General features: G+C 70.4%; 7 protein-coding genes. 3 read left to right on the forward strand and 4 right to left on the reverse strand.

All coding sequences use genetic code 11. From position 1 onward, the window contains the following. Position 1: 1 nt before the first annotated feature. Together H516_RS0104010 and H516_RS0104015 are read right to left on the reverse strand one after the other, a co-directional pair. Positions 2 to 592, reverse strand: coding sequence for a DNA-3-methyladenine glycosylase I (locus H516_RS0104010; RefSeq protein WP_026378397.1), 591 nt, complete (start codon positions 590 to 592; stop codon positions 2 to 4). A gap of 5 nt (positions 593 to 597) precedes the next feature. After that, the gene (locus H516_RS0104015; RefSeq protein WP_022888436.1) at positions 598 to 1089 is read right to left on the reverse strand and encodes a methylated-DNA--[protein]-cysteine S-methyltransferase; all 492 of its coding nucleotides are present in this window, start codon (positions 1087 to 1089) and stop codon (positions 598 to 600) included. 211 nt (positions 1090 to 1300) lie between these two features. Between H516_RS0104015 and H516_RS0104020 the strand changes: the two genes are divergently transcribed. Then, complete coding sequence (locus tag H516_RS0104020) at positions 1301 to 2452, forward strand: DUF4192 family protein (RefSeq protein ID WP_022888437.1); 1152 nt, start codon at positions 1301 to 1303, stop codon at positions 2450 to 2452. Between the two features lie 80 nt (positions 2453 to 2532). Here the strand turns inward: H516_RS0104020 and H516_RS0104025 are convergent, their stop codons facing one another. Together H516_RS0104025 and H516_RS0104030 are read right to left on the reverse strand one after the other, a co-directional pair. Beyond that, positions 2533 to 3918, reverse strand: coding sequence for an aspartate aminotransferase family protein (locus H516_RS0104025; protein WP_022888438.1), 1386 nt, complete (start codon positions 3916 to 3918; stop codon positions 2533 to 2535). Between the two features lie 12 nt (positions 3919 to 3930). After that, positions 3931 to 4377 carry an Lrp/AsnC family transcriptional regulator gene (locus tag H516_RS0104030; protein ID WP_425393471.1) on the reverse strand — a complete coding sequence of 149 codons (447 nt, stop codon included), beginning with the start codon at positions 4375 to 4377 and terminating at the stop codon, positions 3931 to 3933. A gap of 183 nt (positions 4378 to 4560) precedes the next feature. Here H516_RS0104030 and H516_RS21140 point away from each other — a divergent pair, with 183 nt between their 5' ends. Both H516_RS21140 and H516_RS18195 read left to right on the forward strand, forming a co-directional pair. Then, entirely contained in the window at positions 4561 to 5592 is a 1032-nt protein-coding gene (locus tag H516_RS21140) for an FHA domain-containing protein (protein WP_169513491.1), read from the forward strand. Continuing rightward, a complete protein-coding gene (locus H516_RS18195; protein WP_084620262.1) occupies positions 5589 to 6428 on the forward strand; it encodes a PP2C family protein-serine/threonine phosphatase in 840 nt (279 codons plus the stop codon). Before H516_RS21140 ends, H516_RS18195 begins: the two co-directional genes overlap by 4 nt. Positions 6429 to 6540 lie beyond the last annotated feature (112 nt).

Genomic DNA, 6540 nt, shown 5'->3' on the forward strand with positions numbered 1-6540 from the left:
ATCAGGCGTGCACGTGGGCTGCGGCCCTGAAGCACCCGTCGACGTGGTCGTCGACCATGCCGCTCGCCTGCATGAGTGCGTACATCGTGGTCGGGCCGACGAAGGCGAAGCCGCGACGACGCAGCTCTCGGCTCATCGCGTTCGACTCGGCGGTGATGGCAGGGACCTCGGCGAGCGACGCCGGGGGAGCGGTGCGTACGGGGGGCGCGAAGCGCCAGAGCAGCTCGTCGAGCGGGATCTCGAGATCGAGCGTCGCCCGCGCGTTCGTGATCGTCGCGCGGATCTTGCCGCGGTGCCGGATGAGACGCGCGTCGCCGAGGAGCCGCTCGACGTCGTCATCGGTCATCGCCGCGACGAGTTGCGGGTCGAAGCCGTGGAACACCTCGCGGAATGCGGGCCGTCGCCTGAGGATGGTGATCCACGAGAGCCCGGCCTGGAAGCCCTCCAGGCACACCTTCTCGAAGAGCCGCTGCGGATCGTGCTGCGGAGTGCCCCACTCCTCGTCGTGATAGCGGCGGTACTCGGGGTCGGCGGCGCCCCAAGCGCATCGAGCGAGCCCGTCGTCGCCGACCACCACGTCGGGCCGGGGGATCGCGCTCACGCGGCGAAGCCGATGCGCTCGTGCCCGAGGAGCCAGAGCTTCGTGGGGACGCCCTCGCCGCCCGAGTACCCGGTGATGCGCCCGTCGGCGGCGAGCACGCGGTGGCAGCCCACGATGATCGGCACGGGGTTCGCGCCGACGGCGCCGCCGATCGCCCGCGCCGAGCCGGGTCGGCCGACCGCGGCCGCGAGCGAACCGTAGGAGATCGCCTCGCCCCAACCGAGGCGCCCGAGTTCTGCCCAGACCGCCTGCTGGAACTCGGTGCCCTCGAGCCGCACGGGGAGATCGAACTCGGTGCGGGCGCCGGCGAAGTACTCGTCGAGTTCGACCCGCGCCCGATCGAGCACGGGATTGGACCGCTCGGGCGCGCCGTCGTGGGGGAGGGCGCCGTCGCGTTCGATCGAGAGGCCGGTCACGGCGGCGTCGTCGGCGAGCACCTCGATGCGGCCGATGGGGCTGTCGAGGCGGATGAGGAACACGTTGGTCATGCTCCGAGCGTAGCCTCGACCGCTGACAGCCTCTCGCGGGATTCGGACATCGCGAGGCCGCCCGCGAACGCGGGCGCTGTGGAGGAGGAGTGGATAGGACGGAGTCGGCGCACGACCCACTCCTCCTCCACAGGCCTCGCCGTTCGTCGTTCGTCGTCTCGGCGATCGAGCGTCGACGGGTGGGCGGTCGAAGCGAGGCACCCTCGGGGGCATGACCACCATCATCCGCGCCGGATCGGCGCAAGAGTTCCTGGCCCTCGTGCCGAGCCTCGCGGGCTTCGAGCCGATGCGCTCGCTCGTCTGCGTCGCATTCGTCGGGCACCGAACCGTCGGCGTGCTCCGGCACGACCTCCCTCGACGCCCGCGCGACCGCAGCACGCTCGTCGCGGCCGTCGTCGCCACGCTCTGCCGCATGCCCGGCGTCGACGGGGTGGTTCCCGTCGTCTACACCGATGCGGGCTTCGCCGATCGGGGCGAGGCCCCCGAGCGCCGGCTCGTCGAGCTCTTCGCGGCGCGCGCGACGGAGGCGGGCTTCGCCGTGCGCGACGAGCTCTGCGTCGCGAACGACGGCTGGGGTTCGTACCGCGATCCCGCGCTCGGCGCCACGGGGCATCCCCTCGCACTCATCGCCGCGTCGGTGCCCGGACGGGGCGCCGACGACGGGCGTCACGAGTCCGCCGTGCACGCCCGCATCCCCGAGGGCGAACCGAGACGGGCGACCGCCGTCGCGCGTGCACTCGAACGACTCGAGACCGCCGGTCCGGGCGGCGCGGAGTTCACGCGGCTCGGCGACGACCTCGATCCGGTCGAGCTCGTCGAGCACCTGCTCGAACCCGGTACGGTGCCGGCGCGTGCGGTCGCGTGGTTCCTGCACCTGGCGGCCCGGCCCGCGTTCCGCGACGGAATGATGCTGCAGTTCGCCTTCGGCCCGCTGATCGGCGCCGCCGCGCACGACGACGCCATGGAGAGCCTGGAGCGTGCGGAACTGGCGGGCATGACGGTCGACGAACTCGTGTCGGGCGAGCTCGCGGCGGGGTCGGGGGAGGCGGTGTCGGAGCTGCTCGCCCGGCTGATCATGGGGCAGACCGGACTCCGGCCCGAGCGACCACGCGTCGAACGCGCGATCGAAGTCCTCCGCGGCCTGATCGCCGTCGCACCCGAGTCGCATCGGGTGGGCCCGCTGTGCATCATGGCCTGGCTCCTGTGGGGGCTCGGGCGCGGGTCGGCGGCGGGCGTGCTCCTCGATGCCGCGCTCGAACTCGATCCAGCGCACACCATGGCGGGGCTGCTCGACCGATACCTCGGCAGCGGAGCGCTCCCGGAATGGGCTTTCACCAGTCCTCGCGAGGCCGACGCCGGGTGAACGGGTACCCGAGACGCAGGGGATGCAGAAGGGGGCGACGCCGGACGGATCCGACGCCGCCCCCGGAGGGCCGTACGCGATCAGAGGCGGTTGGATGCCTCGGTGAGCACGCTCCGGAGGATCTGCTCGATCTCCTGGAACTCGGGGACGCCGATCGTGAGCGGCGGCGAGAGCTGGATCACGGGGTCGCCGCGGTCGTCGGCACGGCAGTAGAGACCCGCGTCGAACAGCGCGGTCGAGAGGAAGCCGCGGAGGAGCCGCTCCGACTCGTCTTCGTTGAAGGTCTCGCGCGTCGCCTTGTCCTTCACGAGCTCGACGGCGAAGAAGTAGCCCGCGCCGCGAACGTCACCGACGATCGGCAGATCGTTGAGCTTCTCGAGCTCGGCGCGGAACAGCGGCGAGTTGTCACGGACGTGCTCGAGGAGGTTCTCCTCCTCGAAGATGTCGAGGTTCTCGAGCGCGACGGCCGCCGAGACCGGGTGACCCGCCCAGGTGTAGCCGTGGTAGAAGGTGGTGTCGCCCTTCGAGAACGGCTCGTAGATGCGCTCGTTGATGATCGTCGCACCCATCGGGGCGTACCCCGAAGTCATCGCCTTCGCGCAGGTGATCATGTCGGGCACGTAGCCGTACTCGTCGCACGCGAACATGTGGCCGATGCGGCCGAACGCGCAGATGACCTCGTCGGAGACGAGCAGCACGTCGTACTTGTCGCAGATCTCGCGGACACGCTGGAAGTAGCCGGGGGGCGGCGGGAAGCAGCCGCCCGAGTTCTGCACCGGCTCGAGGAAGACCGCCGCGACGGTGTCGGGGTCCTCCATGAGGATCTGCTCCTCGATGCGGTTCGCCGCCCAGATGCCGAACTCCTCCTCGCTGCCGGTGGGGGCACCCATGTCGGCGGCGCGGTAGAAGTTCGTGTTCGGAACGCGCAACCCGCCGGGGGTGATCGGTTCGAACGGCGCCTTGATCGGCAGGCCGGTGACGGCGAGCGCACCCTGGGGGGTGCCGTGGTAGGCGAGGGCGCGGGAGATCACCTTGTACTTGCTCGGCTTGCCCATGAGCTTCCAGTAGTTCTTCGCGAGCTTGTAGGCGGTCTCGACGGCCTCGCCGCCGCCGGTCGAGAAGAACACGTGGTTGAGATCACCGGGCGCGTACTCGGCGAGGCGGTCGGCGAGCTCGATCGCCTTCGGGTGGGCGTACGACCAGATCGGGAAGAAGGCCAGCTCCTCGGCCTGCTTCGCGCCGGCCTGCGCGAGGCGCTTGCGGCCATGACCGGCGTTGACGACGAAGAGTCCGGCGAGGCCGTCGATGTAGCCCTTGCCGTTGATGTCGAAGACCCGGTGGCCCTCGCCGCGGGTGATGATCGGCACGCCCGAGGTCTCCATCGTGGACTGCCGGGCGAAGTGCATCCAGAGATGGTCCTTCGCCTTCTGCTGCAGCGCGGCGTTGTCGTAGACCGTGTCGGTCATGATCTTCCCTTCTTAGCGAGTGCCCCAGTTGTAGAACTGCTTCTGGAGCTTGAGGTAGACGAACGTCTCGGTCGAGTTCACGCCGTCGAGGCTGCGGATGCGCGAGTTCAGCAGAGAGATGAGCTCCTCGTCGTTCTCGCAAACCACCTCGGCGAGCAGGTCGAAGCTGCCCGCGGTGAGCACGACGTAGTCGATCTCGGCGATCTCGGCCAACTGCTCGGCGAGGACCCGGGTGTCGCCGGACGCGCGGATGCCGATCATCGCCTGGCGGGTGAACCCGAGCTGCATCGGATCGGTCACCGCCACGATCTGCATCACGCCCGACTCGGTCAGGCGCTGCACGCGCTGGCGGACGGCGGCCTCGGAGAGGCCGACCGCCTTGCCGATGTCGGCGTACGAGCGGCGCCCGTCGGCCTGGAGTTGCTCGATGATCGCCTTCGAGACCTCATCGAGCTGCATCGGCCGATTCCCGTTGGAACGACTTGCGTTCGTCATGGACTCGATTGTGACAGTGCCGAGCGCCTCTCGCAAGCGATTCCGTCGAATTCGGTGCTTTCGACAACGGATTCCATGCATTCGACCTCGCTCGGCGGCGCAGATCACGCTCGCCCGGAGGCACAGCGCAGTGCCAGACTGAGCGACATGCTTCTGGGGTCGGTCACGAGTCTCGCGACCGCGGGCGCCCCGGCGTGGGATTCGATCGTCGGTGAGTGCTTCATCGCGATCCTCGGCGCGCCGGCCGACCCGCGCGCGCTCGAGGCGCTGGCCGAGGCCGCCGGAGATCCGCGGGCGAGTCTGGAGCGGCTCGTCTCGATCATTCCTGCGCCGCTCGACGACCCCGGTGGATCCTTCGCCCTCGCCTGGTGGAGCGGAACCGACCCGGGAACGGTGACCGCGGTCGTGCGCGGCGACGCCGTCATCGACCTCGATTCGCCCGGCGGCAGTCGCCGCTTCGATGGGCGGGGACTCCGCCCGTGGCATCTCGCGGAGTTCCACGACGTGACCGGGATCCGGCTCACCGCGGCGGGCGCGCCGCTCGCGCGACTCGGCGGCGGTGCCGTCGTCGCCCATGCCCGCGCCAGCCTGCGCGCGTCCGCGATCGAGTGGCATCGCGTCGAAGACGCCCAGGGGGAGCTGCTCGCGCACGAGGCCGAGACGGTCTCCGCGAGGCATCCGGCGGCCGACGTCGACACCGTGCTGGCGGTCACGGCCGACGCCGCGTCGGGTCCGCCGAGCGGATCGAACCCGGTCGTCGAGGGCGGGGCCGCGCTCGACGACCCGGCGCGCGCGGTTCCGAGCGTGCGCATCGCGGGGGGTGCGACGTTCACCCCCGCGGGCCCGGTCTTCATCGGGCGAAGGCCCGCCGCACCGCGCATCGCCCCGGCCGACGGGCCCGTGCCCCGACTCGTGCAGGTCGAATCGCCGAGGCGGGTGGTGTCCTCAACGCATCTCGAACTTCGCGTCGAGGGCGGACGCCTCGTCGCGAGCGATCTCCGCTCGACGAACGGCACCATCGTGTTCGGCCGGAACGGCACGCGCCGGCTGCGGGCAGGCGAATCGATCGTGGTCGTCCCGGGCATGAGGCTCGACCTCGGAGACGATACGATCGTCGAGATCCTCCGACCCCCGGGAGTCGATCCGACGCCGAGAGCAGACAGCAGGCCGAACACGTGACGCAGATAGGCAACGGCAACGCCCGCCACCGGGTCACCCTGCCCGACGGCACCCAGGTCACCCTCGCCTGGGCGGCGATCACGGACACCGGGCTGCGGCGCGAGGTCAACGAAGACAGCTACGTCGCCCAGGCGCCCGTGTTCGCCGTCGCAGACGGGATGGGCGGCCACGCCGCCGGCGACTTCGCGAGCGCCGCCGTCGTCACCCGGCTCGCCGAGCACGGAGGCAAGTCCGCGATCGGCACACCCGAGATCGACGCCTCATTGCATCGCGCCGTGCAGGACATGGGCCGCGGAGCAGGGGTCACCGACGAAGGCAGCGGCACCACCGTCACGGGCGCCGCGATCGGCACCATCTCGGACGAGCCCGCCTGGATCGTGTTCAACATCGGGGACTCTCGCGTGTACCGCCTCGTCGGCGGCGTGCTCGAACAGCTCACCGTCGACCACTCGATCGTGCAAGAACTGGTCGACGCGGGCCAGATCACCCGTGAAGAGGCCGACACCCACCCGCATTCCAATGTGATCACGCGAGCCGTCGGCTTCCACGAGGCGCCGATCCCCGACTATCGCGCCATCGCCGTCGAGGCCGGAATGCGGCTGCTGATCTGCTCGGACGGACTCACGAAGGAGCTGACCTCGTACGGCATCCGCCACTTCCTCCTCGCCAACCAGAACGCGGAGAAGGCTGCGGCACAGCTCGTCGATGCCGCACTCGGCAACGGCGGACGCGACAACGTCACCGTCATCGTCGTCGACGTGCTGAAGGTCGTGCGCCCGGAGCCGAGCGGCGACCTCGAACTCGACGGCGAAGGCGGCGAGTCGGCGAGAGCCTGAAGCAGGTCTCCCGGGCCCCGCGACCCTGATGTCCCGCGGCGGCGCAAGCCTACAATGGTGGGCACCGGGCCCACGTCTCCACCGATCCTGCCGAAGACGACCCGAGGAGCAC

This window comes from Agromyces italicus DSM 16388 (genome assembly GCF_000421545.1).
Lineage (GTDB): Bacteria > Actinomycetota > Actinomycetes > Actinomycetales > Microbacteriaceae > Agromyces > Agromyces italicus.